Here is a 25,080-nt window from a genome sequence, read left to right on the forward strand (position 1 = left end):
GAATTATATGAATAACGCACATCCGTGGCATAATGTATCTCCGGGCAATGATGTCCCCTTTTCTGTAAATGCAATTATCGAAATTCCCAAAGGTTCTAAGGCCAAATATGAAATAGATAAAGATAGTGGTCTGCTCAAGTTGGATCGCGTGTTGTTTTCATCGGTTATGTACCCTGCAAATTATGGATTTATTCCGCAAACCTATTGCGATGATAAAGATCCCTTGGATATTTTGGTAATTTGTTCAGTCGATGTCGTCCCGATGTCGATCATTGAAGCCAAAGTAATCGGTGTCATGCACATGGTCGATGGTGGCGAACAAGATGATAAAATCATTGCGGTGGCAAAGAACGACATGTCGGTCAATTACATTGATGATTTGTCGGAACTACCCCCCCATACAATGAAAGAAATTGTTCGGTTTTTTCAAGATTATAAGGCGCTGGAAGGTAAAAATGTCACCATTGAAAAATGGATGGGAAAATCTTTTGCTTACACCTGTATTCAGGAGAGTTTGGAACTCTATCAGCAAACATTTGTTGTTAACCAATAAAGAACCGTATGGGTTTCCAAATTTTTGTTACGTTAGCTTTGGTTCTGCTCAACGGTTTCTTTGTTGCAGCAGAATTCGCTATTGTAAAGGTGAGGCTTTCACAAATCGAGGTAAAGGCCAAAACTGGAAATAGCGTAGCAAAAGTTGCGAAGCATATTACCCAGCATTTGGATGGTTATTTGGCAGCAACTCAACTGGGGATTACATTGGCTTCACTGGGTCTAGGTTGGGTGGGTGAATCTGTCATGACTAAGATTGTCCATACAGCATTTGGATTATTTGGTGTCGAATTGAATGGCGATATCGCAACTAATCTTGGCCATGTATTGGCCTTTTCCATTATTACGGTACTGCATATTGTTTTTGGAGAACTTGCTCCTAAATCGATTGCTATTCAGCGACCGGTGGGCACAACAATGGCACTATCGGTTCCTTTGCGATTTTTTTATATTATTTTTCGTCCATTCATATGGATACTCAATGGGTTCGCAAATTTTATACTGCGTATTTTAGGCTTTGGATCCCACATCCATGAAGCACACCATTCCACAGAAGAATTGCAGTATCTTTTAGATCAGGGAAAGGAAAGTGGTGCTCTTAATATGGTTGAACACGAGCTCATTAAGAATGTTTTCGACTTCAATGAACGTGTTGTGAAGAACATTATGGTACCTCGTACCAAAATTGTCGGTATAGAATTATCAAGCCCGAAAGAGGAACTTTTACAAACAATTATTAGTGAAGGATATTCTAGAATACCCGTATATGATGAAACGATCGACAAAATTGTAGGCATCGTCCATGCTAAAGATATTTTACCTTTAATGGTTAACCAAAAGGAATTTGTACTTAAAACCATTATCCGTAAGCCTTATTTCATTGCTGAAAACAAGAAAATCAATGATTTGATGAGCGAGTTTCAGCTAAAACGGATTCAGATCGCCATCGTTTTGGATGAATTCGGTGGCACGGCGGGAATGGTTACGCTGGAAGATATTGTGGAAGAATTGGTAGGTGAAATCCAAGACGAATATGATGAGGAGAAACCTATTGTAGAAAAAGCGTCAGACACAGAGTATATCGTTGAAGCGGCCGCCAGTGTTCATGATGTAAATGAATTCCTACCAACCGAGCTTCCTGAAAGTTCGGATTATGATACCGTATCTGGCTTGGTGATTACGGTCTTTGATAAGATCCCCGATGTCGGTGAACGAAAGGAGTTTCATGGGTATATCTTTACGATTTTGAAAAAGACACAGCAAAATATTGAGTACGTAAAATTGGAGTCATTGCCACCGGCTAATCAGGATGATGAACAAGAACTCTAATACTTAAGTCGTGCATTTATTTTATACACCCGATATTGCTACCCATACGGATACTTATACACTCAGCGAAGAGGAAAGTAAACACTGTGTGCGTGTATTAAGGCTAACCAAGGGTGCAGCAATAGCCTTGATAGATGGAAGGGGAAATTTTTTTCACGGAGAGTTGATAGATGCGCAAACGAAACATACTAGCGTACGTATCTTATCTGTCAAGTCCGAATTTGGCAAACGTAATCATCACCTACATCTTGTAGTGGCTCCAACGAAGCAGATTGACCGTTTTGAATGGTTTTTAGAAAAAGCAACAGAAATCGGGGTAGATGAAATCACTCCCCTAATTTGTGAGCGATCCGAACGAAAGGATATTAAAGTAGAGCGCCTAAATAAGGTAATTACAGCTGCTATGAAGCAATCGTTGACGGCCTATCATCCTAAATTAAATGATCCTATCAAGTTTGGTGACTTTCTAGTACAGGATCGTCAAGCGCAGCTGTTTATCGCGCATTGTTTAGGAGAGGGAAATAAAGATACCTTATCCAATCTGCTTATTCCAAAAGGGAACTATATCGTACTGATCGGTCCCGAGGGTGATTTTAGTCCATACGAAATCAAACTAGCGGTCGAAAAAAACTATCAGCCAATCACCTTAGGCGATACGCGTCTTAGAACAGAAACTGCAGCACTTTATGCTTGTGTGGAAGCTAATTTGGTAAATAGGCATTCCTGAGGCTAAGGATTTATTTCAATATCCTTTTAATTTTGTTTGCCTTCTTAATCAGTTTATAAAACGTATCAAAATCTTCCTCTTTCAAAAGTTGTTGCATTTGTTGTAATTGGTAGATATGCTCTTCTAACACATCTAGCACATTTTTGCGGTTTTGTTTAAATATAGGGATCCACATATCGGGTGAACTTTTAGCCAGACGAACGGTTGATTCAAATCCTGAACTAGCTAATTCAAAAATTCTCCCTTGTGATTTTTCTTTCTCCAAAACCGTAAGTGCCAAGGCAAACGATGTAATATGGGAAATATGAGAGACATAAGCCGTATGTATGTCATGCTCTTTAGCATTCATGAAAACGGTATTCATAGCTAATTGATCAACGATACTTTCCGCTATATCGAATGCATCCTCATCGCTATTGGTAGCATCACAGTAAATCATGGTTTTCCCCGTAAATAGATTGGATAAAGCGGCTTCTGGTCCAGAATACTCCGTTCCCGCCATAGGATGACATGCAACTAATCTGCCCCTTCGTTGATGATGATCTACGGAAGCTAACAATTGTTCTTTTGTTGATCCCATATCCATAACCACTTGTTGGTCATGGATGATGTCTAATAAATGAGGAAGAGTTTGAATAATGGCATTAACAGGTATGGAAAGAATGATCACATCCGTTTCTTTAACAGCCTCTTCCAATGATTTTATTTCATCAATAAAACCAATTTGTAATGCTTTTTTAAGGTTATTTTGATCTTTATCTACGCCAATAACTTTATCGGCAAATTTTTTTTCTTTGAGGGTCAGCGCAATAGAACCACCTATTAAACCTACACCAACTATGGTAATTTTCATTTCCTATACAGACTTATGTTGTTTTATGCGATTTATAGCTTCCTGTAAAGTAGCTACTGGTGTACATAAACTAACTCGAATATAATGTTCACCAGCACTTCCAAATATGCCACCAGGAGTGATAAAGACGGCTGATTGCTGTAATACCTTATCACTTAGTTGATAACCGTCGATATACGTGTCGGGAACATGGGCCCAAATAAACAGGCCAACTTGTGATCGGTTATAGGGACATTGAAGCTCGTCAAGTAGTTCGTACACTTTTTCTCTTCTCGCCTTATAGGTATCATTGAGTTGATCATACCAATCCTGTTCCAGCTCCAATGCTTTGGCTGCTGCCATTTGCAGGGGCAAAAGCATTCCGGAGTCCATATTACTTTTGAACCGCATAATTTCATTAATGCGATCCTGATGGCCTACCAGCATACCTACTCTCCATCCGGCCATATTGCCGGATTTACTAAGTGAATTTAGCTCTATAGCGACCTCCTTAGCTCCATCTTCAGTCATCAAACTTGTTGGTTTGTCTGTTAAGATAAAGCTATAGGGGTTATCATGACAGAGTAATATATGATGCTCTTTTGCGAATGCAATTAATTGTTTAAAGAAGGATCGATTAGCTGTCGCGCCTGTTGGCATATGTGGATAGTTAATCCACATGAGCTTTACGCGACTGAGATCCTGCTTGGCTAAAGCCTCTAAATCCGGAAGCCAATTTTTTTCTGCCCCCAGAGTATAATAAATACCTTTAGCCCCAGCCAATCTAACTGCGGAACTGTATGTAGGATAACCTGGATTAGGGATCAACGCTTCGTCACCCTCCTGCAAATAGGTCATGCAAATATGCATAATCCCTTCTTTTGATCCAATAAGGGGCAATATTTCTGTTTCCGGATTAAAAATGACATGATAATAGCTGTTATACCATGCGGCAATGGCATTTCTCAATGCTGGCGCACCCTTGTAACTTTGGTAGCCATGGGTATTTGGTAATTGCGCATAGGTATTTAAAGTCTCGATAACCGACGGATGTGGAGGTAAATCCGGACTTCCAATACCCAAGTTAATTACTTTGGCCCCTTTTTTATTCAATTCATCAATTTCTCGTAGCTTCTTGGAAAAATAGTATTCTTCGGTATGTTGTAATCGTTTCGCAAGCTCTATAAACATCTTCTTTGGATTGAGAGGCCTAATTTACTAAAATAGCTGTAATAATTTAATAAGCTTTCTATATATAATGACTATGTTTTTACGTTATAAAGCTGAAGAGTTGTTGCTTTTTGTTACCTTTGTACTTTTGGTTTAAAAATATTGGATGAAGACCTATCTGCGATTATTATCATTTGCTAAACCTATAGAGAAATATGCTATTCCTTATATTCTTTGTACGCTTGTAACCGTTTTTTTTGGAACATTAAATTTGGCATTATTGATGCCTTTACTAAACACCTTGTTTCTGAAAGATGGCGGGAGCACAAAGCTTGTGAAACCCGATCACTGGTTCGATTTGATCGATCAATTTAATTATTTTGCTCAACAATTGAATGAACAATTTGGACCATATGGAACCCTACAGCGCGTTTTAATTGTTATTGTTGTTTCCGTATTTCTCAGTAATATGTTTCGCTATCTCGCTCAGCGAATCATGGAAAATTTGCGCATTCATACCTTGCTTAACTTACGGAAAACCGTTTTCAATAACGTTATGGATCTGCATGTCGGTTATTTTAATAACCAGCGTAAAGGAGATATTATATCAAAAATCGCATCAGACGTACAGGTTGTCCAGTTTTCCGTTACCGCCACTTTACAGGTCGTATTCAAAGAACCCTTGCAATTGCTTTTTTATATTATTTGGTTATTTGGCATCAGCTATAAACTTACCTTTTTCGCTATCCTGGTTATACCCGTGTCTGCTTTTTTTATTTCATTGATTGTACGTCGATTAAAGCAGCAGGCAACGGAAGCACAGCAAGTTTACGGGAAGATGATTAGTTACTTAGACGAAGCCTTATCAGGCATCAAAATTATTAAGGCTTTTAATGCCACAAGTTATGTTAAAAATAGATTCCATGAGGAGAACGTGTATTATTCAAAAATTGGCAGACGGATGGCAAGGCGTCAGCAGTTGAGTTCGCCAGTTTCTGAATTGCTTGGTGTTTTGATGGTCGCCGTTTTGGTACTATATGGGGGGCATCTGGTGCTTAGTGGGAGTGAAGAGTTAAGTGCTGCTTCATTTATTACATATATAGCCATGTTCTCGCAAGTCATGCGTCCGGCGAAAGCCATCACTGATTCGTTTAGTAATATACATTCGGGCATTGCAGCAGGCGAACGTGTATTGGATTTGATTGACGAGAAGCCAGCTATAATCGACGCGCCAAATGCGGTTGTGCTGCATGATTTCAAGGATAGTATATGTTTCGAGCACGTTAATTTTGCCTATCAGGATAAAAAAGTATTAGATGATATTTGTTTTGAAGTTCCAAAGGGAAAGACGGTAGCATTGGTCGGGCCTTCTGGCGGAGGAAAGTCAACGTTGATGGATTTGCTACCCCGTTTTCAGGAGGTACAGTCCGGTAGTTTATTGATAGATGGTATCGATATAAAAGATATACAGGTAGACTCTTTACGGCGATTGATGGGAACCGTTAATCAGGAATCCATTTTGTTTAATGATACGATTTTCAATAATATAGCCTTTGGTGTACAAAACGCGACCTTGGAAGAAGTGCAGGCAGCGGCCAAAATAGCTAATGCACATGAATTTATAGAAAACACTGTAGAAGGATATTATACGAATATTGGAGATCGGGGTGTCAAGTTATCAGGGGGACAACGGCAACGCATTTGTATTGCTAGAGCGGTGTTAAAAAATCCACCTATTCTTTTATTGGACGAAGCCACATCGGCACTCGATACGGAATCGGAAAAGCTGGTACAAGATGCGCTTAATAAACTTATGCATAGCAGGACGACGCTCGTTATTGCACATAGGCTAAGTACCATCCAATCTGCCGATATGATTGTTGTGCTGGATAATGGTAAGATTGTAGAACAAGGTAACCATTTCGATTTAATGGCAAAGTGCGGTTTATACAAACGATTAGTTGATATGCAACAGTTTGAAGAGGTTTAGTTTCATTTTTTTGTTTACGGGTTGCTTTTTATTGGCACTCTTGCTTACTTCGTGATCTCTGCGAAAAAAAATAACAGCGAACGCTTTCGGCTAAAAACTTTCTTGAAGGAACAGCATTTACTTAGTCTGTGCTATCCGAAATTTTTGAGGTGGATTTTTGCTTAGTTAATAAAGAAGGCATTTACTATTGGTCTTCAAATATGGTCACCTCCAAAATTTACATGTTGCCGTATGAGGTACCGGTATTCCTATAAATTTTGGGGGTGACGAATTTACTCACCTTGTGTTTGGTCCTTGAAGGTATTCGCGAGTTCACTTAAGTACTCGTGGTTGGTTTTTGAATACTTTTTTTCGCAAAAAATTTATAATTTTCGCTTTACTTCAACTTGCTCGTACGCTTCAACGATATCGCCTACTTTGATATCATTGTAATTTTGGATGCTCAGCCCACATTCATATCCTTGTGAAACTTCCTTGACATCGTCTTTGTATCGTTTTAGTGAAGCTAGTTTACCTGTATAGACTACAACACCATCACGAATAATGCGGATATCGTGATTGCGATTAATTTTTCCATCTAATACCATACATCCCGCAATCGTACCTACTTTGCTGATCTTGAAGGTTTCCCGTATTTCAACATTGGCTACAATTTTCTCTTCATATTTCGGTGCTAGCATACCTTCCATTGCCGCTTTGAGTTCTTCTATAGCGTCATAGATGATAGAGTATAGACGAATGTCAATTTGCTCTTGTTCAGCCAACTTCCGAGCGTTTTGTGAAGGTCTCACTTGGAAACCAATAATAATTGCATCAGAAGCAGAAGCTAGCAATACATCAGATTCGGAAATTTGACCAACCGACTTATGAATGATATTCACTTGAATCTCTTCCGTAGATAATTTCAGCAGCGAATCGGATAATGCTTCAATAGAACCGTCCACATCACCTTTTACGATGACGTTCAGCTCTTTGAAATTACCTATCGCTAAACGTCGGCCAATTTCATCCAACGTAATATGTTTCTGGGTACGAAGCCCTTGCTCCCGTTGTAGCTGTAACCGCTTATTAGCAATTTGTCGTGCTTCCGATTCGTTTTCTAATACATAAAACTTATCGCCAGCCGTTGGCGCTCCATTCATACCTAAAATTTGAACAGGTGTAGATGGACCCGCTTCGACTACTTTCTGACCACGTTCATTGGTTAATGCTTTCACCTTTCCACTATGCGAACCTGCCAGTATTGGATCACCTACCCTTAATGTACCCCCTTGAATAAGCACGGTTGTCACAATACCACGACCCTTGTCCAAAGCAGCTTCTACTACAGAACCTACAGCTCTTTTCTTAGGATCGGCTTTTAGTTCCAGCAACTCTGCTTCCAAGAGTACTTTATCCAGCAGTAGATCAACATTTAATCCTGTTTTACCTGATATTTCCTGTGCTTGGTATTTACCTCCCCAGTCTTCCACCAAAATATTCATCGTAGAGAGTTGCTCTCTAATTTTGTCAGCATTTGCGCCGGGTTTATCGATTTTGGTAAAAGCAAAGACAATAGGTACACCCGCTGCTTGCGCGTGATTGATAGCTTCCCTCGTTTGAGGCATCACACTGTCGTCTGCCGCAATAACAATAATAGCAATATCCGTTATTTTAGCACCACGGGCGCGCATTGCTGTGAACGCTTCATGACCAGGCGTATCTAAAAAGGTTATCCTGCGGCCGTCGTCTAATTTTACAGCATAAGCACCAATATGTTGGGTAATACCGCCCGCTTCGCCACCAATGACGTTCGTTTTACGGATATAATCCAAAAGTGACGTCTTACCATGGTCAACATGTCCCATAACGGTAACGATAGGTGCGCGAGGAACTAGATTTTCCGGATTATCAGATTCTTCGAGTGTATGGGTTTCTTCATCTTCTGGTTTTATAAATTCGACTTCATAACCAAATTCATCTGCTACGATAGTTAATGTTTCTGCATCCAAACGTTGATTTATAGAAGCAAAAATGCCAAGACTCATACAAGTGGATATAACCTGCGTAACCGAAACATCCATCATATTGGCTAACTCATTGGCCGTCACAAATTCGGTTACACGAAGTACTTTTGATTGCATCTCACGCTCTAAAGCGGCTTCTTCAGCCGATAAAGCTACATCATCTCTTTTTTGTCGACGTAACTTAGCCCGTTGAGCAAATTTTCCCGACTTCCCGGCTCCGCTTAGACGAGCAAGAGTTGCTTTAATTTGATCTTGTATTTCTTTTTCCGAAGGCTCTTCTTTAGGTGTTTCAGCGGCACGACCACGGGCCTTATTGAAATCATGTCTTCCTTTTCCTTTATGCTCAGGTCGGTTTCCGCCACCCGCCTGATTAGGGCGATTTGGTCCGCCACTAGAAGGCTGATGCTGATTTCCACGTTGTTGTGGATGGTCTCCTTGATTACGGTTTTGACCAGGCCCTCCACTTAATAGATTATTATTCCGTTTCCGTTTCCGTTTGTGGTCAGCAGCATTATTAGCACCAGATGATGAAGCGATCGGCTGATCTTTACGCCGTTGAGGTACGGATGGTAATTCAATTTTACCAATGACTTTAGGGCCACTTAGGTGTTCTGCTTTAGCTCTTATTACCTCATTTTGCGGGACACTTCGTTTTTCTGGCTCTTCAGGAACAATTGGTGCTTCTGGTTGCTTATCTATGAGCTCCGTTTTTGGTTCCTCTTTTTCTGGTAAATGAGATTGCTCTTCCGCTACATGCTCCTCGTTGTTCGCTGGAGCAGGAGTAGGCACTTCAGGTTCAGTTACTGGTTGATCAGGTTCTACCTTTTCCTCTTTTGCAACTACCGGTTCAGCAGGTTTGTCTTCTGGTTTTTCCTGTTTCGGCTCTTCGCTTGCATAAGACTTTTTCTCTGGTCTGCTACGTTGATTGAAGCTGGAAAGATCGATTTTCCCCACTATCTTGACACCTTTAGGGGTGTCTGATTCAGATTCTTTTTGCGGCTCTTGGGCTGATGGCGCTTTTTGCTGCGGAGATGAATAGCTGCTGGCTTTAGTATCTTCAACAGAAGGGCTGAAAGCGCTGTTATTTTTGATTAATATTTCGTCGTTTTCAACCTCTGGAGAGGTTGTTTTTGACGCAGCTGTTTCCACTGGAGCTTCTTCACGACGAATTTTACCAATCACAATCTGATTGGCTTCTTCCTTCACGATCTTATCTCCTTGGAACTCTCGTAAAAGAACGTTGTACATTTCTCCATCTAGCTTCGTATTCGGCTTAGCTTCAATTTCATAACCTTTCTTGGCTAAGAAATCTACAGCTGTTCCTATACCTATGTTCAGTTCTTTTGCGGCTTTCAGTAAGTTTATGCTTTTACCTTCTGTCATTTAATCTATTTACCTCTTAATTTTTTGTTATAATACAAAAGTATGCTTTTTAGTTGTTTATTGCTAAAATTAATAAATTAAAGCATTATTCGAACTCTGCACGCAGTACTTGCATTACCTCATGTATGGTATTTTCTTCCAGGTCCGTGCGCCGAACCAATTCATCCGTCGATAATGCAAGTACAGATTTTGCTGTATCGAGCCCTACACGCTTGAATTCATCGAGAATCCATCCGTCAATTTCATCTGCAAATTCTTCTAAATCAACATCTTCATCATTTTCGGCGCTTTCTCTATATACATCTATTTCATAGCCCGTTAATTTTCCCGCAAGCTTGATATTGTGCCCTCCTCTTCCAATCGCTAAGGAAACCTGATCCGATTGTAGGTATACCGCAGCTCTTTTTTCTTCCTCATCCAATTTAATAGAGCTTATCCTCGCCGGACTCAATGCCCGTTGAATGTATAATGAAATATTGTTGGTGAAGTTAATAACATCGATATTCTCATTTCGTAATTCACGAACGATACCGTGAATACGGGAACCTTTCATCCCTACACAGGCACCTACTGGATCGATACGGTCATCGTATGATTCAACAGCAACTTTTGCCCGTTCTCCAGGTTCGCGAACAATTTTTTTGATCGTAATTAAACCATCAAAGATTTCCGGCACCTCTAGTTCAAATAACCGTTGTAAAAATTCAGGCGCTGTTCTGGAAATAATGATTTTTGGGGTGGTATTCATCATATCTACCTTGTAAACGACCGCCCGTATGGTATCTCCTTTTTTGAAATAGTCTGCCGGTATCTGTTCCGTTTTTGGTAAAATTAACTCGTTTCCTTCGTCATCCAATACTAAAGTTTCTTTCTTCCATATTTGATACACTTCGCCCGTAACGATTTCACCAACTCGATCTTTGTACTTTTTAAATATTTCGTCTTTTTCTAATTCCAATACCTTGGAAACCAGGGTTTGCCTTGCTGCTAAAATAGCTCTTCGTCCGAAACTCTCTAACGTAATTTCTTCGATAAAGTCGTCACCAATTTCTAAATCGGGATCTACTTTACGGGCTTCGGCAAGCTCAATTTCCAAGTCGTCATCCTCAGAAAATTCATCCTCCACCACAGTTCTTGTACGCCAAATTTCTAAATCTCCATTGTCTGGGTTAACAATGACATCACAGTTTTCGTCTGTTCCAAAACGTTTGCGAATCATGCTTCTGAAAACTTCCTCCAATACACTAATAACCGTTGGTCGGTCAATATTTTTGAAGTCTTTAAACTCCTGAAATGAGTCTATTAAATTTATATTGCTCATTTTACTTAAATGAAATTAAAACCTTTGTTTCTAAAATTTGGTCTAAAGGGATTGTATTTTCTTGCTGTATTGCTTTCTTCCCTTTTTCTTTTATTTTTTCTTCAATTATGATGCTTGTTTCGCCAACGGCTATTAATTTGCCTTCCCGTTTACTGCCATCGGTTATTTTTAGTGAAACTGAGCGACCGATGTTTTTACGGTATTGCCTAAGCAGTTTAAGCGGTGTGTCTATTCCTGGAGACGATACTTCCAAGTTGTAAGCATTAATTATAACATCTTCCTCTTCCAAGTGATAGCCTACGTGCCGACTGATGGCGGCACAATCTTGGATACTCACTCCTTGATCTCCATCAACAAGGATCATGAGTTTACCATTGCTATGCATAGTAACATCAACGAGAAATAAATCCGGCCTGTCTGCGATTTTTTCTTCAACTAATTCAGCTACCCTTTTCTCCGTATTCATAGTGGATTTGCAAATCCTTTGTAATAAAAAGAGGGGACTAAACTGTCCCCTCTCTCTCAAGATATGCAAATGTACGACAAATATTTTAGATTTCAAATAGTTGATAGTCTTGGAAAAAACCTGACAAAAATCAATTTTGTATCAGATAAACAATTTTAGATAAAATTCGTTTTATAGCTAAAAACGATAAAAATACACATGAGATTTATTGTAGAATTGATCGTGATGGCTTTAGCCATTATGTTTGCCGCTTATGTTATTCCCGGAGCAGAAGTTACCGGGTTTTGGAGTGCAATGCTGGCTGGAGTTTTAATTGCCTTAGCTAATGCTACGGTAGGAACTGTTTTGCGAATTTTCACTTTACCTTTGAATATCTTAACCTTAGGATTGGTTTCTTTTATCATTACGGTATTGATGGTGATGTTGGTGAGTAATCTAATGAGCGGGTTTTCGGTGAGTGGTTTTTTTTCAGCCTTATTCTTTGCTCTCCTCACGGCAATTGTTCAGATGATACTGAGCGGACTGTTTGGCCTTGATCGTGGAGAATAGGTTAGAGTATAATGTGTATATTGCGCGATATAAACGGTTACACCTAAATTTCTGGGGTATTACCGAGTTCGAGATTGGTTTAAGAGACATTAGGGATTTCATCGTACCATCTTCGAGGTGAGTCCGGGGTGAGTCCGCGTTCAGTGCAGGGTGTGTCCAGGTTTTTACACTAAAAACCTGGACACACCCTGCATAAATCCTAAATACAGGCTATTATGTTGGTGAAGAAGTTACGAACTTGTGGTACGCTGGTTAAAAAGTCTCTTAGATGGTATCAAGAGCGGGAAAAAGAGAATCTTATAAAAATAAAAAAATGATTTAAATTTTGTGTATACTTGGTTTTTGCAATTGAGATGGAGAGGGTATACGACTTTTTTAATTTGCCACTGAATTGTGCATACAAAAATAGAAAATGAATGAAAGCAGCTGTTTTGTTCCAGTCAGTTTTATGTTTATTAATTTCTCCCATGTTATTATATGCACAGCATAAACCCATTAATCTTTTAATAGGGACTTATACCAATACGGGAAAAAGTGAAGGCATTTATGTATATACATTTGATCTGCAAACAGGTGATCTAACCTATAAAAATAAAGTTGTAAGTGAGAATCCTTCCTTTTTAACATTTAGCCCCAATAAGCGTTTTGTTTATGCGGTGAATGAACTCAACAAGGGTAAAGGAGCAACTAGCGCTTTTTCATATGATCACGATAGTGGAGCATTAACGTTGCTAAATCAACAATTGACCGAGGGTGACGATCCCTGTAATATCGTGACCGACCAAACAGGTAAGCATGTGCTGGTTTCTAATTATTCAGGAGGTAGTTTAACCGTTTTTGGAACGAAAGAAGATGGATCGCTTACGGAGCGACAACAATTGATTGTTCATCAAGGAAGCGGACCGGATAAAAACAGGCAGGAGAAGGCACATGTACATTCTGCAACCTTTTCACCTGACCATCAATTTTTATTGGTACAGGATTTAGGAACAGATCGTATTGCTGTTTACGGATATAACGAATTAGACAACCATAAGCCCGTGCAATTACCTGTCCATTCCTTAGTCCCCGCATCGGCTGGTAGCGGTCCACGGTTAGTCACATTTTCTAAAGATAAGAAGTACGTTTACCTCATTCAAGAGATGAAAAGTGCTGTAACGGTATACCGTTACCAACAGGGACAATTAACACGTGTACAGGAAATTTCTATGCTATCGCCCACATTCAAAGGAGCAGTTGGTGCTGCTGATATCCATATTTCCCCAGACGGAAAGTTTTTATATGCTTCTAATCGCGGTGAAGCTAATGATATCGCTATTTATTCCATTAATCCTGCTGATGGCAAATTGACATACTTAAAAAACCAATCGGTCGGAGGAAAGGGACCCAGAAGTTTCACTATTGCACCCGGAGGTAAATACGTATTAATCGCTAATCAATATACCAATGATGTCATCGTATTTGAAAGGGATAGTGCCACCGGTTTTCTTAAAAATACAGGAAAAAAGATTAGTGTCGGAGCCCCTGTCTGTTTGGTTTTTGAGTAGCGAACGATGATAGGTGTGTAGAATAAGTAATTAAAGCACTTTCTCTTTAATACGATCAATCACCTCTTGGTAATAATGTTCATAAACGGGTAAGATTAAGCCAAGATCAAATTCTTTTGCTCTTGTTAACGCCGCCGCCTTAAAAGTAGCTAAGCGTTCATTATTTTCTAGAATCTCAATAGCATGGGCAGCCATACGATCAATATCCCCTACAGCGTCTAAAAATCCCGTTACTCCATCTATGTTTAATTCTGGTAATCCACCAGCATTGGATGAAATAACCGGTACTCCACAAGCCATCGCTTCTAACGCTGCTAAGCCAAAACTTTCGGATTCAGAAGGCATCAGAAATAAATCCGTAACCGATAGGATTTCCTCAATGGCTTCTTGTTTGCCTAGAAACCGGACATCGTTACAGACATCGAGGTCTCTACAAAGCTGTTCCGCATTCACTCGGTCCGGCCCATCGCCAACCATCAGTAGTTTACATTGAATTTTTTCCTTAACTTTTTGAAATACTCGAATAACGTCGCAAGTACGTTTAACTCTTCTAAAATTAGAAGTATGAATTAATATTCGTTCATCTCCTGGGGCTATCGCCTGCTTAAAGTGCTGTCTGGGGTTCAAACTGAAACGTGAAAGATCAATAAAGTTAGGAATAACACGGATATCTTTCGTAATGTCAAAATGTTTCAGCGTATCTTCTTTCAAATCTTTTGAGACGGCAGTTACACCATCAGATTGGTTAATCGAAAACGTTACTACCGGATTATAGCTTGGATCTTTACCAACTAACGTAATGTCGGTGCCGTGTAAGGTTGTAACCACTGGGATATGGATACCGTAGGTTTGTAAAATCTGTTTAGCCATGTAAGCTGCCGAAGCATGGGGGATAGCATAGTGTACATGTAACAAATCCAATTTTTCAAAACGTACTACGTCTACCAATTTACTGGCTAAAGCTAATTCATAAGGAGGAAAGTCAAATAAGGGATATTTAGAAATACTCACCTCATGATAAAATAGATTAGCCGAAAAAAAATCCAGACGTGCAGGTTGGCTATAAGTAATGAAATGTACTTGATGGCCATTGGCAGCTAATGCTTTTCCTAATTCTGTTGCTACTACTCCGCTGCCACCAAACGTGGGGTAACAAACAATCCCTATCTTCATTAGAATATATAGTCTTTTAATGACAATGAAACATTCATGGGGTTTTGATATCCTTTTGTAAAAGGCAACTCATGAAGGGTTCATCTGTAAATATAATTTTTATCCATCGACCAGACGAATCGTCCATGCCGATTTTTGCTGCAAATTAAAGCTATTTTTATATAGGATTTGTTAAGCCTATGTCAAGTGTTATTCCATACCTTCTGCTATAGCCTTATAAATGGCGTCTTGTATGCGCGAACGGATATTCATATCCGATAATTTATCTGTTACGAAGGGATGGACCCGATTGGATAAAAAGATATAGGTTAATTGATGTTCAGGATCAATCCAAATACAAGTGCCTGTATATCCCGTATGCCCAAATGTTGCTGGCGATGCCAACTTGGAAGGGTATTCTTTCTTTGGATCCGGATCTTTTCGATCAAAACCAAAGCCTCTACGGCTAACCGTCGATTGCTTGCTCGTGTATTCGTCAACTGTTGCCTGAGAAAAATAGATTTCGCCGCCATACGTGCCTTTGTTCAAGAGCATTTGTGCATAGATCGCTAAATCGTTAGCCGTACTGAAAATACCCGCATGGCCGGCTACCCCATTAGCCATTGCCGCTCCTTGATCGTGTACATAGCCTTGTAGCAAAGTATCCCGAAAGGAAGTGTCATTCTCCGTCGGAACGATTTGGTCTTTGAGGAAACGTAATCGGGGATTATAGCCGGTATGGTACATCCCTAGCGGTTGGTAAAATTGCTCCTGTACGTAATGCTGTATGGGTTCGGATGATTGTTGTTCCACAACCTCTTTCATCACATACATGCTGATGTCACTATAAACATATTTTCCAGGCGACTGCAATTTGGACTGCAACATTTCCGGCCACATGACATCTTGATAATAATTTGATCGTAAATAGCGGCCATCGGCTAATTTAACATTATACGCTGCGGATGAATCTCGACTGAGATCATCCGGGTTTAAATGGCGATAAAAAGGAATGTAAGGAATAAAGCCTGCTTGGTGAAGCATTACGTCGCGTAGTTTAATGTGTTCCTTGTTCGTATGACGGGCCTGGAGTAAGTAGTGACCAATGGTTTCGTTAAGATCGATTTTCTTTTGTTCCTCCAGGCGCATAACGGCTAAGGTGGTCGCTGTAATTTTGCTTACCGAAGCCATATCAAAAATATCCGCTGTGCGCGTTGGTACATCATTCGTATAGGTGTGGAAGCCATAACCTTGTTCAAAGATGATCTCACCATTCTTTACCACCATTACAACAGCCCCAGGTGTCGCTTTGGCTGCGATAGCCTCTCGCACAATTTGACCGATAGGCTCAATAAGGTTCGCACTTTTTATTCCAACAGCCTCCGGAAAACAATAACCTAAACGAGTCTTTATGGTGGTAAAACCGCTTCCTGATGGGTAATGTGGTGAAACATTTTCGGTTAATCTTCCCGAAAAAGCTATTCCGCCAAAAATTCCGGAAGCACTACCATTTGCCGCTACTTCAGAGGTGTCGGGGCTCCAAACAATCGGTATATGTACTTTGTCTACGAGTGCTAATTGGTTGAGGGTACCAAAACCGCATAAAATAACGTGTTTGTTGGCCGATTCATGGTTAATAAAATCAAGAACAGATTGATGTGCCAGTACTTGATTAGCTACCTGGATGATGAGTAAATTATGAAATTTGAGTTGTTCAGATAGTATTTTTAAGTCACGAATAGCGGTATCGGTTTCAAAGGTATCTACAGGAGCATAATGGGCAAGCATCTCATTAAAGGCTTTCGCATGCTTAAACCCTATATTGATGCTCGCTATTTTAAGCTGTTGGAGTTTTTGTAAAGGAATTATGCCTTGTTCGTTGTTCAAAACTAAAGTGGTAGCAAGCGCTCGTTTTTGGTGCGCCAGTTCCTCTTTTATATCGTTTTGCTGGGCGTTTTGGGCACAGGCGGTACAGGTAACTAGACATGTCAGTGAAAGAAGATAAAGGTGTTTGAAGATGTGCATTGTCGCTCGATTGATGATCATAATTAAAGGCTTATTTACCTCGTTATTTCGCTTAAATTGCCAATAAAATTTTACAATACAACTGTAAACAGCATCTAAGGTAAGGATTTTTGGTGGTACCTTTGCAAAATGAATAGGTGGCCGATGAGTTTACGCATATTATTGGATGTATTGGAAGGGCAATTTGTCTTGAGCGTATCCGTTGTGCCTTTAGCTAAGGCAGTTTTCCAAATTCAAATACCGAAGCACGATTTAGTCTTATTGTTTTATTGTAATTTATTTGCAAATGTTGTACACCAAACGGTTTCCATTCCCAGCAGGGTTATTCATATAGATGAAGACCTCTTTTTACAGAAAAAAGCAATTATCATCAATCGTATTAGCGCAGCCTTACAGCGGGCACAGCGTATCTATGCGCGGAATACACAGTTAAGCAGGATTAATAAAGAAGAGGCCATTGGCTTTCAGCAAGCGTATCACTTACAAGTTCATCTTCCCGGTAAGTATCGATATGGGTTATTCTATCGGGACGAATTGGTCGCTATAGCCGTTTTTAGCAGTGGTCGGAAAATGAACGATAGGCCGACAAATTACCGCTCCTTTGAACTATTGCGATTCTGTCAGCAATCAAATTTTCTGATCGTCGGTGGCTTAAGCAAACTCCTAAAAGGTATGATCCGGCAATTCCATCCTGGAGATATTATGACTTATGTAGATAGGGATTGGTCTAATGGCGAAATTTATGTACAATTAGGGTTTAATCGTTCCGGAAGTACTTCGCCTCAGCGGTTTTATATACATGGTTCTACGGGTTTGCGTTACGATACCAAAGCTTATCGCGAGCTGATCGTAGGAGATTCGGCTAAACAAGCGAAAGACTTTCATACAACGGAAAACTTGGGAAGCATTAAGATGCATTATCGTGTTGAACCGTAATGTGATATGTGTTTCATCTGCATTGGAATTTAGGCCATCTCCGTATGGAATGGATATATCATCAGCCGGAAAAACTATCTAGACGATGAGAGAAACAACTTAAATTGGATGGAAGAATACCAATTCTTTTTATTATTTTAGGGCCGCTACTTAAAAGAAGTCCCTATGCAATTACCATAGGGACTTCTTTTAAGGAAGATTAAAAACTGATGTAATATTAAAATAGACAGTAATGAAAAGAAAACTTCGTATGGGTATGGTAGGCGGTGGCGTAGATGCCTTTATAGGTTCTGTGCATCGTATAGCTGCTAGAATGGATGGTTTGGTAGAGTTAGTTTGTGGTGCTTTTAGTATCGATCCTGCCTTATCAAAACAATCTGGAGAAGAGTTGTTTGTTGACCCAAATAGGGTATATGAAAACTATCAGGAAATGATCGAAAAAGAAAGCCAATTGCCAGAAGACGTGCGTATGGATTTCGTGACCATAGTTACTCCCAATTTCGTTCATTTTGACCCAGCACGCTTAGCATTGGAAAATGGTTTCAATGTAATCATTGAAAAGCCCATGACCTTTACTTTGGAAGAAGCGAAACAACTGAAAGCGCTTGTCGATAGCACCGGTCTAACTTTGGCCCTTACCCATACGTATAGCGGTTACCCCATGGTTAAACAGGCTAGAGCCATGGTTAAAGGGAATGAGTTGGGAAAAGTTCGAAAAGTAATTGTAGAATATCCGCAAGGATGGCTCAGCCGGTTGAGCGAACGGGAAGGGAATGCACAAGCTGCTTGGCGAACTGATCCTAAACGTTCAGGTAAAAGTGGTTCTATGGGAGATATTGGTACCCATGCGGCACATTTGGCGGCGTACATTACCGGACTGAAAATAACCGATATCTGCGCCGATTTAAATACCTTGGTGGATGGGCGTTTGTTGGATGATGATGGAAACGTTTTATTACGGTTTGACAACGGAGCCAATGGCGTGTTAATAGCCTCGCAAATTGCTGCCGGTGAAGAGAATGCCGTTCGTATTCGGATATATGGAGAAAATGGCGGGTTAGAGTGGATTCAGGAAGAGCCTAACAGCCTCTATGTCAATATGCTGAACGAACCTAAAAAGATTTATCGTACCGGAAATGCTTATTTAAGTGATGCGGCTAAACATAATACCCGAATTCCAGCAGGGCATCCTGAAGGATTATTAGAAGCCTTTGCTAATATCTATCGCAATTTCGCACTCACGGTAATGGCCAAATTAAATGGTGAAACCCCAACACCGGAAATGTTAGATTTCCCAACAGTAGACGATGGTGTATGGGGCATGGCTTTTATTGACAATGTCGTGGCTAGCAGTGCCAGCTCAGAAAAATGGACCAAATTCGTGGTTTAATTGTTCTTTTAGGACCAACGGCCTCGGGGAAGACATCCCTGGCCGTTGCTTTAGCCAAGAAAATAAATGGTGCTATCATTAGCGCTGATTCCCGACAGGTTTATCGCGGTATGGATATTGGTACCGGTAAAGATTTGGCAATATATGGGAGAATGACTCCTTATCTCATTGATATCCGAGATGCTGGAGACACCTATCACATTGCCCACTTTCAAGATGACTTTCAGGAAGCTTTGTTGACAATCCAAAGCGAAGGCAAGATCCCTATTCTTTGCGGTGGTACGGGATTATATATACAATCGGTGTTACAGGGCTACATCTATACAGCGGTACCACGTAATGATCAATTACGAAGTCATCTCCTTGATCAAGACATAAGCGCCTTGGAAAAGCTTTTTTTATCCATACCCCATTCCGCGCGTTTTCATGCCGATATGAGTACAAAAAAGCGATTAATTCGCGCCATTGAGATTGCCTATTGGTTAAATACGCATCCCGAAACGGCTTTGGTACCTCCACAACCGCTAGAGGCTAACGTGTTTGGAATCTCGCTGCCGTTAGTAGAACGGCGACAGCGGATAACCGATAGATTGAAACACCGCTTAGAGCAAGGATTGATTGCTGAGGTGGAAGGATTATTGACGCAAGGTATACCTCCTGATCGATTGAAGTTCTATGGCTTGGAATATAAATATGTAACAGCTTATCTTTTGGGGGAAATCAATGATACCACTTTATTCACGAAACTCAATACTGAAATCCATCGATATGCCAAACGGCAGATGACTTACTTTAGAAAAATGGAAAAGGATGGTATTGCTATCCATTGGTTAGATGGAATGAAAGATGAAGAGCAGAACTGTGCAGAAATATGCCATTTCTTAAATGGCTAAAATATGCCCACCGGCCAGAACCAATGGGCATAGTATAGTATGGATACGCTTCGAAAAATTACTGCACCAGCGTCATCTCGTCTACCAAATGTTTTGCACCAGCAAATTTGTCTATCAAGAAAAGCACATAGCGAATATCTACCGCAATAGTCCGTTGCAATTGATGGTCGAATATGACGTCTCCGGCCATTGCTTCAATGTTGCCATCGAAGGCGATTCCAATCAACTCCCCTTGACCATTGATAACCGGCGATCCGGAATTTCCACCCGTAATATCATTATTCGTTAGGAAATTGACTGGCATGTAGCCTTTTTTATCTGCATAGGGACCAAAATCTTTTGCCTCATATAAATCAATTAGGTGTTGCGGTAAATCAAACTCCTCGTCGTGAGGTTTGTATTTCGCGATAGTTCCCTTTAAAGTCGTATAGTAATTTTCTTGTGCATCGTTTCTTGGATCAGCAGGAAGGGCCGTTATTTTTCCATAGGTTAACCGTAAGGTGCTGTTTGCATCCGGATAATATTTTTTCTTTGGATTGGCTTTACGCATACCCTCTACCATTAACCGAAACGCTTTTTGAAAATCTGCCTCTGCTTGCTGTTGCGCCTGATCGGTATAACGATAGCGGTCCATTAAACTGGTAGAGAGGCGATATAGCGGATCTTTTTCCAACACTTCAGCATCTGGTTTGTTCAAATAAGCCTCTAATTTCTCTTTTGAAGCGAATAGGCTTTGCTCAAATGCTGCTGTTACGTAAGACTGAAAATCGCCTTGGTTTTGATTAGCAATTGAATCCACTAAAGATGCCAGTCCGGCGGCTTTAGCTTTTGCTGCATATAGATTCAATTCTGCTGTTAATACATCCTGTTCTAAGGGTAAATAAAGCTTTTCATATTCTGCCTCAATCGCACGCTTAAGTTTAGGGAGTACTTCAGTCCGTTTGGCTTCATTGCTATGAGCAAATAAAACCAAACCTTTTCCTAATACATAAGGGAGAGATACAAAGGTACTGGAACGCAACATACCCATGAGGTAATTATCGTGTCTGCTCTGTTCATTGGTGTTTTGGTAAAAACGGTCGATCGTGGCGATTACTGTGCCGTATCGTTCACGATTACGCTTTTTGTTGGCCCACTGGTTAAAGGTAACTTCCTCGGCTCGTTTGGTATCAGCAGTTTGATGCTTTTTAAGGGCATTAATCATGCCTTGACGGTTTTTCCAATAATTAGCAACTTGTGCATATTTCGATGCATAGTCTAATTTAACTTGCTGATTGCCATCCATGTACTTTTTCATATGATCCATGCCAACTTTAGATGCTTCTACCCAAGCTGGATAAGCAAAATTGACATTCTGATCAATTCCGGCTGCGGGCATCCAACGATTGGTGCGCCCAGGGTAACCCAATATCATGGCGAAATCATTTTCCTGAAAACCCTTCAAGCTTATGGGTAAGTGATACTTCGGCTTTAACGGAACATTTGATGGGTTGTACTCCGCGGGATTGCCATCTTTGTCTGCATAAATTCGGAATAGTGAGAAATCGCCGGTATGCCTTGGCCATTCCCAATTATCGGTATCTCCACCAAATTTTCCTATGCTATTCGGTGGCGCACCTACCAATCGCACATCGGTATAGTCTTGGTAAACAAAATAATAATATTCGTTACCATTATAAAACGACTTGACGGATACCACATATTTTCCACCTTCATCGTTTTCTTGCTGTATCAGGGCAATTTCCTGATTAATTACTTTTTCACGTTCTTCCTCACTCATTTGATCGTTTAGTTTGGTTAGGATACGTTTGGTGACGTCATCCATACGAACAAAGAATCGAACGGTTAATGATTGTGGTTTCAATTCTTCCGATGGCGAGGGGGCCCAGAAACCGTTCGTAAGGTAGTCATGTTCCGGTGTTGATAATTCGGCAATCGCTTCATAACCACAATGGTGATTGGTCAATACCAAGCCGTCTTTAGATACCACTTCAGCGGTGCATCCTCCTGCAAATTGAACAATCGCATCTTTTAAACTGGCGTGGTTAATGCTGTAAATCTCTTCCGATGTAAGCTGTAGTCCCATCTTTTGCATATCCCGGTGGTTCAATCGGTCAATATGCATTAAAAACCACATGCCTTCATCTGCTCTTACAAGCGTAAATGGGAAGAGTAGAAATAAAATAAGCCAACTGTTTTTTGTTTTCATGTATGTATTATGTAGTCATAGAATAACAGATCCATTTAACAGAAAGATCCGAAGAATTATAAAGCAACAAAGATGCGTTAAATTTGCGGTCAAAACAAATAATCGCAATTTGGTCCACTATTCGTCATCTATTGTTTTTTTACCAGGGTATCGGTATCATTTTTAGTGTCGACTACCGGTTTGCGGTGCCGGGAAAGGATAGCCTTAGCGGGTTCCTGATTTGATGGCTGACCTGGCTGTTCCTTTATGGGAGGGTTTTCCTTTTTGTCCGATTTTTTAGCAGGCGAAGCGGTTTTTTTCAAGCTATCCCGCTTCAGACTATCCTGCGGTGTCTGTTGTAGCGTATCTGTCAGACGAGAAGTGGTATCTTTCGCAATAAATGGCGGATTGATAATTTCCTCTTTACTTTTTGGCCGGTCTTTTGGTTTCCAAATGAAGCCGGGAAGAATTTCCTTATCCGGATCAAAAGCAGCAACGGGAGTATAGCTCGTTTCTGTTTTTCGAATGTTTACGATGGAGGCAACCTCGTTGTTATCAAACAGAATTTTAATGCGTCCGCCTACACTTTTGGTCATTCCCGAAATTTTATTTGCTTCCAGGGTATAATAAATGCTTTCCGCATTCCCGTCTACATACATAACGTCCAACTGATTGTCGGTAAAAAAGCCTGTAATTTTTCTGCCTTTAATTTGATTGAACTTAGCCGAATCCAGCTGGGTACTCACTATAAATGCATTGGTTTTGAGTAGCATATTATCCAGTTTTTGATTCTTTAACTGCATGTATAAGGTGTCTGATGATAATTGGGAGCCCTGTGCCCATATCATAGGGTTTCCATAGCAACGCATTACAGAATCTGGATAACCATAATAAGCGGAATCTGCCCTTGCCTGTAGATCTGATTTATAAATACGCATGTGGTAATAGGCCTTTACAATGCGGGTCTTTGTTGTATCCAAGGAACTGCTATCTGATGGCGTTCGATTTAATGCGGCTTGTTTAGCACGCGTAAATGAACTGTCGGCCTGTCCCTTTAGCGGCGTATTTGCCGGATTAATTAATAGACTATCGGCAGCAAGCTCATCGCCTATCCAAGCTCGCTGACTTTGTACAAGCGTGTCGCTCTGCAGTTTTGAAGCTTTACTGACGGCTTTCTTTATCGTTTCTTGCGATGGCTCTTTCAATAGCTGTTTTTGTAGTGTATCTTGTTGGTTTACCTTCATGATCGAGTCTGCCGGGATATCAAGTGGTGGTACCGTGTCATGTTTAGGCTTGGGCGGAGCAGTCAAACTATCGGCTGATACAGATTTTTCTGCTGTTTCAGGATTAATTTTCTCTTTTTTGATGGCTTGTCCGGTAGAATCGAGGGCGGTACTATCCGGTATTTGTTGGATACTATCGGGCAAGACAGTTGCTAAGCTGTCGGATAAGGAATTCTCCAAACTATCTGTTCCAAGATCATTATACTGCTCTTCATCATCTTCATCAAGATCCCCTCCATCTCGTTGCAGATTTAGGGCCACGGGGATATAATCTTTTAACAGAATTACACGCGAATAAAGGGTATCGGCAGCCATGTAAACAGAATCGGTAGCAGACGAGTCTTGCACTGGTCGATGTAAGGAATCAGTGGTAAGCGAGTCCAAACTTCTTGTTGGGGGCAAACTATCGGTAGTTAGCGAGTCAGCGGTACCTTTGTTTTGGACGGAATCTTTCTTAGTGACCATAATCATATAGGCGCTATCCGTCATGGTAATACTTTCATCTTTTTTTAAGTAAACCCCCTTTTGACCATAGAGGATACCTTGTTGGGCGGTATCAATGAAGACGACATTTTTGATCGCTCGTCCATAACCCTGCTTACCATCGTAATATAGGCTGTCGCCACGTAAGAACTTGCTGCCTTCCGTATATAGATTGTTTTTTCCAAATCTAGCCCGGTCAGTTTCGGTATGGTAGTCACCATTTTCGGTATATAAATTTCCGCCGTTTCTTCCCTTGATATTAGTGGGCCCGTAAAAATAGGCCATTTTAGATACTGAATTATAACGTAAAGTATCCGTAAAAATAGTTGTTTCGGGGGTTCTAACGATAACATTGTACCTGAAATAGGCGTCCTGGCTGTTTTCAAAATAGTAGCCATTTTTACTATTTAAGGTATCCTTCTCATTCACAATACGACCACCATTGGTATAGGTCCCGATCTTCGAATTTAAGTTATAGGTTAAATGATTGGTCGTTAATACGGCTCCTTTAACGTCTACCATCCGCACATTATTAGTCAATATAGCTACTCGATCATCCTTAATATAATGCAGTTTATCGGCATAAACAACTGTACCATTAGGTTGTGTAATAACGACATTGCCATAGGCATCGAAAAAGCGTTCCGAAGGGTTATAGTCCGAACTGTCTGCCGATAGGGTACTTCCTTCGTGAAGAAAAACAGGTTTATAGAACCGATCTACGCCCCGTTCATTTATTGCTTGATAATAACTGGAACTGATTAGTTTCACTTCTTTTTGTGCTTTGACATAAAAAGGTAGTGCACAGCAGAGCCAAATGAATACAATTAGACATTTCTTCACGCTACAAAGTTATTT

At 40.4% G+C, this 25,080-nt stretch carries 18 protein-coding genes; 9 read left to right on the top strand and 9 right to left on the bottom strand.

The window, feature by feature from the left end:
• Positions 1 to 7: 7 nt before the first annotated feature.
• Genes ABD930_RS04890 through ABD930_RS04900 form a run of 3 tightly spaced genes read left to right on the top strand, consistent with a single transcriptional unit; the run spans position 8 to position 2,608 of the window.
• Positions 8 to 553, top strand: coding sequence for an inorganic diphosphatase (locus tag ABD930_RS04890; RefSeq protein WP_345230582.1), 546 nt, complete (start codon positions 8 to 10; stop codon positions 551 to 553).
• 8 nt (positions 554 to 561) lie between these two features.
• Positions 562 to 1,881 (top strand): hemolysin family protein, encoded by a 1,320-nt coding sequence (locus tag ABD930_RS04895; protein ID WP_345230583.1) that lies wholly within the window; start codon positions 562 to 564, stop codon positions 1,879 to 1,881.
• A 10-nt stretch (positions 1,882 to 1,891) separates the two neighbouring features.
• Entirely contained in the window at positions 1,892 to 2,608 is a 717-nt protein-coding gene (locus ABD930_RS04900; protein WP_345230584.1) for a 16S rRNA (uracil(1498)-N(3))-methyltransferase, read from the top strand.
• 10 nt (positions 2,609 to 2,618) lie between these two features.
• On the opposite strand, the gene ABD930_RS04905 is transcribed toward ABD930_RS04900, so the two are convergent.
• A complete protein-coding gene (locus tag ABD930_RS04905; protein WP_345230585.1) occupies positions 2,619 to 3,461 on the bottom strand; it encodes a prephenate dehydrogenase in 843 nt (280 codons plus the stop codon).
• A 3-nt stretch (positions 3,462 to 3,464) separates the two neighbouring features.
• Positions 3,465 to 4,631, bottom strand: coding sequence for a pyridoxal phosphate-dependent aminotransferase (locus ABD930_RS04910; RefSeq protein WP_345230586.1), 1,167 nt, complete (start codon positions 4,629 to 4,631; stop codon positions 3,465 to 3,467).
• A 145-nt stretch (positions 4,632 to 4,776) separates the two neighbouring features.
• Between ABD930_RS04910 and ABD930_RS04915 the strand changes: the two genes are divergently transcribed.
• Positions 4,777 to 6,600, top strand: a complete 1,824-nt coding sequence (locus tag ABD930_RS04915; protein WP_345230587.1) for an ABC transporter ATP-binding protein — start codon at positions 4,777 to 4,779, stop codon at positions 6,598 to 6,600.
• Positions 6,601 to 6,962: 362 nt separating this feature from the next.
• Here the strand turns inward: ABD930_RS04915 and infB are convergent, their stop codons facing one another.
• The 3 genes from infB to rimP all read right to left on the bottom strand — a co-directional run bounded on the left by infB (position 6,963) and on the right by rimP (position 11,776).
• Positions 6,963 to 9,989: a translation initiation factor IF-2 gene (gene infB / locus ABD930_RS04920; RefSeq protein ID WP_345230588.1), complete on the bottom strand. Its 3,027-nt coding sequence runs from the start codon at positions 9,987 to 9,989 to the stop codon at positions 6,963 to 6,965.
• A gap of 85 nt (positions 9,990 to 10,074) precedes the next feature.
• Positions 10,075 to 11,310 (bottom strand): transcription termination factor NusA, encoded by a 1,236-nt coding sequence (gene nusA / locus ABD930_RS04925; RefSeq protein ID WP_345230589.1) that lies wholly within the window; start codon positions 11,308 to 11,310, stop codon positions 10,075 to 10,077.
• Position 11,311: 1 nt separating this feature from the next.
• Entirely contained in the window at positions 11,312 to 11,776 is a 465-nt protein-coding gene (gene rimP, locus ABD930_RS04930) for a ribosome assembly cofactor RimP (protein ID WP_345230590.1), read from the bottom strand.
• Between the two features lie 198 nt (positions 11,777 to 11,974).
• Here rimP and ABD930_RS04935 point away from each other — a divergent pair, with 198 nt between their 5' ends.
• Both ABD930_RS04935 and ABD930_RS04940 read left to right on the top strand, forming a co-directional pair.
• A complete protein-coding gene (locus ABD930_RS04935) occupies positions 11,975 to 12,325 on the top strand; it encodes a phage holin family protein (protein ID WP_345230591.1) in 351 nt (116 codons plus the stop codon).
• Positions 12,326 to 12,741: 416 nt separating this feature from the next.
• The gene (locus ABD930_RS04940; protein WP_345230592.1) at positions 12,742 to 13,872 is read left to right on the top strand and encodes a lactonase family protein; all 1,131 of its coding nucleotides are present in this window, start codon (positions 12,742 to 12,744) and stop codon (positions 13,870 to 13,872) included.
• Positions 13,873 to 13,902: 30 nt separating this feature from the next.
• Here ABD930_RS04940 and bshA read toward each other — a convergent pair whose 3' ends face one another.
• Positions 13,903 to 15,045, bottom strand: a complete 1,143-nt coding sequence (gene bshA, locus ABD930_RS04945; RefSeq protein WP_345230593.1) for an N-acetyl-alpha-D-glucosaminyl L-malate synthase BshA — start codon at positions 15,043 to 15,045, stop codon at positions 13,903 to 13,905.
• Between the two features lie 189 nt (positions 15,046 to 15,234).
• Complete coding sequence (locus ABD930_RS04950; protein ID WP_345230594.1) at positions 15,235 to 17,070, bottom strand: serine hydrolase domain-containing protein; 1,836 nt, start codon at positions 17,068 to 17,070, stop codon at positions 15,235 to 15,237.
• A gap of 123 nt (positions 17,071 to 17,193) precedes the next feature.
• Here ABD930_RS04950 and ABD930_RS04955 point away from each other — a divergent pair, with 123 nt between their 5' ends.
• From ABD930_RS04955 to miaA, 3 genes are all read left to right on the top strand, one after another.
• Positions 17,194 to 17,985: a hypothetical protein gene (locus ABD930_RS04955; RefSeq protein ID WP_345230595.1), complete on the top strand. Its 792-nt coding sequence runs from the start codon at positions 17,194 to 17,196 to the stop codon at positions 17,983 to 17,985.
• 232 nt (positions 17,986 to 18,217) lie between these two features.
• Positions 18,218 to 19,375, top strand: coding sequence for a Gfo/Idh/MocA family protein (locus ABD930_RS04960; protein ID WP_345230596.1), 1,158 nt, complete (start codon positions 18,218 to 18,220; stop codon positions 19,373 to 19,375).
• On the top strand, positions 19,354 to 20,268 hold the full coding sequence (miaA, locus tag ABD930_RS04965) for a tRNA (adenosine(37)-N6)-dimethylallyltransferase MiaA (protein WP_345230597.1): 915 nt from the start codon (positions 19,354 to 19,356) through the stop codon (positions 20,266 to 20,268). The genes ABD930_RS04960 and miaA overlap by 22 nt, the downstream gene beginning before the upstream one ends.
• Positions 20,269 to 20,326: 58 nt before the next feature.
• On the opposite strand, the gene ABD930_RS04970 is transcribed toward miaA, so the two are convergent.
• Positions 20,327 to 22,477: a S46 family peptidase gene (locus ABD930_RS04970; RefSeq protein ID WP_345230598.1), complete on the bottom strand. Its 2,151-nt coding sequence runs from the start codon at positions 22,475 to 22,477 to the stop codon at positions 20,327 to 20,329.
• Positions 22,478 to 22,605: 128 nt separating this feature from the next.
• Positions 22,606 to 25,065 (bottom strand): OstA-like protein, encoded by a 2,460-nt coding sequence (locus ABD930_RS04975; protein ID WP_345230599.1) that lies wholly within the window; start codon positions 25,063 to 25,065, stop codon positions 22,606 to 22,608.
• Between the last annotated feature and the right edge of the window lie 15 nt (positions 25,066 to 25,080).

It is taken from the genome of Olivibacter ginsenosidimutans (genome assembly GCF_039542865.1).
Lineage (GTDB): Bacteria > Bacteroidota > Bacteroidia > Sphingobacteriales > Sphingobacteriaceae > Olivibacter > Olivibacter ginsenosidimutans.